Origin of the sequence: Cupriavidus consociatus (assembly GCF_017814975.1) — a bacterium.
GTDB lineage: Bacteria > Pseudomonadota > Gammaproteobacteria > Burkholderiales > Burkholderiaceae > Cupriavidus > Cupriavidus consociatus.
Map to the genome: position 1 here is coordinate 1 of NZ_JAGIQA010000097.1, position 3,269 is coordinate 3,269.

At 63.5% G+C, this 3,269-nt stretch carries 4 protein-coding genes; all 4 read left to right on the top strand.

The genetic code is table 11. The annotated features are described in order from the left end of the window. Positions 1–381, top strand: a 381-nt coding sequence (gene sdhC / locus J8I82_RS37395; RefSeq protein ID WP_209765617.1) for a succinate dehydrogenase, cytochrome b556 subunit, incomplete at its 5' end; no start/stop codon positions are given. Between the two features lie 11 nt (positions 382–392). Beyond that, positions 393–758 (top strand): succinate dehydrogenase, hydrophobic membrane anchor protein, encoded by a 366-nt coding sequence (gene sdhD, locus J8I82_RS37400; protein WP_135705164.1) that lies wholly within the window; start codon positions 393–395, stop codon positions 756–758. A gap of 3 nt (positions 759–761) precedes the next feature. Continuing rightward, positions 762–2,540, top strand: a complete 1,779-nt coding sequence (gene sdhA / locus J8I82_RS37405; RefSeq protein ID WP_209765619.1) for a succinate dehydrogenase flavoprotein subunit — start codon at positions 762–764, stop codon at positions 2,538–2,540. A gap of 34 nt (positions 2,541–2,574) precedes the next feature. Continuing rightward, positions 2,575–3,269 (top strand): succinate dehydrogenase iron-sulfur subunit (locus J8I82_RS37410; protein WP_209765621.1); only part of this gene is annotated, 695 nt, incomplete at its 3' end.

The following is a 3,269-nucleotide window of genomic DNA, read 5'->3' on the forward strand; positions in this document are numbered from 1 at the left end:
GAGTTCCGGAATATCGGTATCTCGCAGATCGCGAAATACCGGTTGCCCTGGGCCGGCAAGGTATCCATCCTGCATCGCGTCAGCGGTGCCTTGATGTTTCTCCTCCTTCCCTTCGTCCTGTATCTGTTCGAGCAGAGCATCACCTCCGAACTGAGCTTCGCAAAGTTCTCGGCCCTGTTGTCCGGCGGCTTTGTCAAGCTGGTGGTTCTGGCCCTGATCTGGGGTTATCTGCATCATTTCTGCGCTGGTATCCGCTTCCTGCTGCTGGACGTGCACGTTGGTGTCTCCAAGCCCGCTTCGGCCAAGTCTGCCATCAGCGTGCTGGTTGTCAGCCTGCTGCTTACCCTGATTTTCGGCCTGAAGCTGTTCGGCCTGTTCTGAGGAGAATCACGGTGGCAAACAACAATATCGGTCCCAAGCGTCTGGTCGTCGGTGCCCATTACGGCCTGAAAGACTGGCTCGCGCAACGCGTCACTGCCGTGATCATGGTGGTGTTCACCGTGGTGCTGGCCATTGCCTTCCTGCTGTCGAACGGCGCTTCGTACGAAGCGTGGGCAGGGCTCTTCGCCAACCAGTGGATGAAGATCATCACGTTCCTGACCATCCTGTCGCTGCTGTATCACGCCTGGATCGGCGTGCGCGACATCTGGATGGACTATGTCAAGCCGATGGCGGTGCGCCTGGTGCTGCAAGTTCTTACGATTCTGTGGCTCGTCGGTTGCGCGGGCTACGCTGCTCAGATTCTCTGGAGGGTGTAATAAATGGTCGCAGTCAAGACTGGATTGCCGCGTCGCCGCTTTGACGTGGTCATCGTCGGTGCTGGCGGCGCCGGGATGCGCGCATCCCTCCAGCTCGCGGAAGCCGGCCTGAACGTGGCCGTGCTGTCCAAGGTGTTCCCGACCCGCTCGCACACCGTGGCGGCGCAGGGCGGCATCGGTGCCTCGCTCGGCAACATGAGCGAGGACAACTGGCACTATCACTTCTACGACACGATCAAGGGCTCGGACTGGCTGGGCGACCAGGACGCGATCGAGTTCATGTGCCGGGAAGCGCCGAAGGTCGTGTACGAGCTCGAACACTTCGGCATGCCGTTCGACCGCAACCCGGACGGCACCATCTACCAGCGCCCGTTCGGCGGCCACACCGCCAACTACGGCGAGAAGCCGGTGCAGCGCGCCTGCGCCGCGGCTGACCGTACCGGCCACGCGCTGCTGCACACGCTGTACCAGCGCAATGTGCGCGCCAAGACCCACTTCTTCGTCGAATGGATGGCGCTGGACCTGATCCGCGACCAGGACGGCGACGTGCTGGGCGTGACCGCGCTGGAAATGGAAACCGGCGAGGTCTACATCCTCGAGGCCAAGACCACGCTGTTCGCCACCGGCGGCGCCGGCCGCATCTACGCCGCGTCGACCAACGCCTTCATCAACACCGGTGACGGCCTGGGCATGGCGGCGCGCGCGGGCGTGCCGCTGGAAGACATGGAGTTCTGGCAGTTCCACCCGACCGGCGTGGCCGGCGCGGGCGTGCTGATCACCGAAGGCGTGCGTGGCGAGGGCGGTATCCTGCGCAACAAGGACGGCGAGCGCTTCATGGAGCGCTATGCCCCGACGCTGAAGGACCTGGCGCCGCGTGACTTCGTGTCGCGCTCGATGGACCAGGAAATCAAGGAAGGCCGCGGCTGCGGCCCGAACGGCGACTACGTGCTGCTCGACCTGACCCACGTCGGTGCCGAGACCATCATGAAGCGCCTGCCGTCGATCCGCGAAATCGGCATGAAGTTCGCCAACGTCGACGCGATCAAGGAACCGATCCCGGTGGTCCCGACCATCCACTACCAGATGGGCGGTATTCCGACGAATTACCACGGCCAGGTCGTGGTGCCGAAGAATGGCAACCCGAACGAAGTCCTGAACGGTTTCTACGCGATTGGCGAATGCTCGTGCGTGTCGGTGCACGGCGCCAACCGCCTGGGCACCAACTCGCTGCTCGACCTGGTGGTGTTCGGCCGCGCCGCCGGCAACCACATCATCGCGCAGAACCTGAAGCAGAAGGAGCACAAGCCGCTGCCGGCCGATGCCGCTGACCTCGCGCTGTCGCGCCTGGCCAAGCTGCAGGCCACGTCGTCGGGCGAATACACGCAGGACGTCGCCAACGACATCCGCAAGAACATGCAGTCGCATGCCGGCGTGTTCCGTACGCAGAAGCTGATGGACGAAGGCGTCGAGCGCATCCTGGAAGTGTCCGAGCGTGCCGACAACATCCACCTGAAGGACAAGTCCAAGGTCTTCAACACCGCGCTGGTGGAAGCCCTGGAAGTGGCCAACCTGGTGGAAGTGGCCAAGGCCACCATGATCTCGGCGGCCGCCCGCAAGGAATCGCGCGGCGCGCACGCGCACAGCGACTTCCCCAACCGCGACGACCAGAACTGGCTCAAGCACACGCTGTTCTACAGCGAAGGCAACCGCCTCGACTACAAGCCGGTGAAGATGGAACCGCTGACGGTGGAAAGCGTGCCGCCGAAGGCCCGTACCTTCTGAGCACCGCATCGTAGAGACAACAGGACCCACAGAAATGAAGCGTATTTTCGAAGTCTACCGCTACGATCCGGACAAGGATGCGGCGCCGCGCATGCAGACCTACGAGGTCGAGCTCGACGGCCACGAGCGCATGCTGCTGGACGCGCTGGTGAAGCTGAAGAAGCTGGACGAGACCATCTCGTTCCGCCGTTCGTGCCGTGAAGGCGTGTGCGGCTCGGACGCGATGAACATCAACGGCAAGAACGGCCTGGCCTGCCTGACCAACATGCGCGAGCTGCCGGACCGCATCGTGCTGCGTCCGCTGCCCGGCCTGCCGGTGGTGCGCGACCTGATCGTCGACATGACGCAGTTCTTCAAGCAGTACAACTCGATCAAGCCGTTCCTGATCAACGACGAGCCGCCACCCGAGAAAGAGCGCCTGCAGTCGCCGGAAGAGCGCGACGAGCTGGATGGCCTGTACGAGTGCATTCTGTGCGCGAGCTGCTCGACGTCGTGCCCGTCGTTCTGGTGGAACCCGGACAAGTTCGTCGGCCCCGCCGGCCTGCTGCAGGCTTACCGCTTCATCGCGGACAGCCGCGACCAGGCCACCAGCGAGCGCCTGGACAACCTGAACGACCCGTACCGCCTGTTCCGCTGCCACAGCATCATGAACTGCGTCGACGTGTGCCCCAAGGGTCTGAACCCGACCAAGGCCATCGGCAAGATCAAGGAGCTGATGGTCCGCCGCGC

Coding starts and splice junctions, on each gene's coding strand:
- sdhA (WP_209765619.1), top strand. CDS start 762: ATGGTCGCAGTCAAGACTGGATTGCCGCGTCGCCGCTTTGACGTGGTC.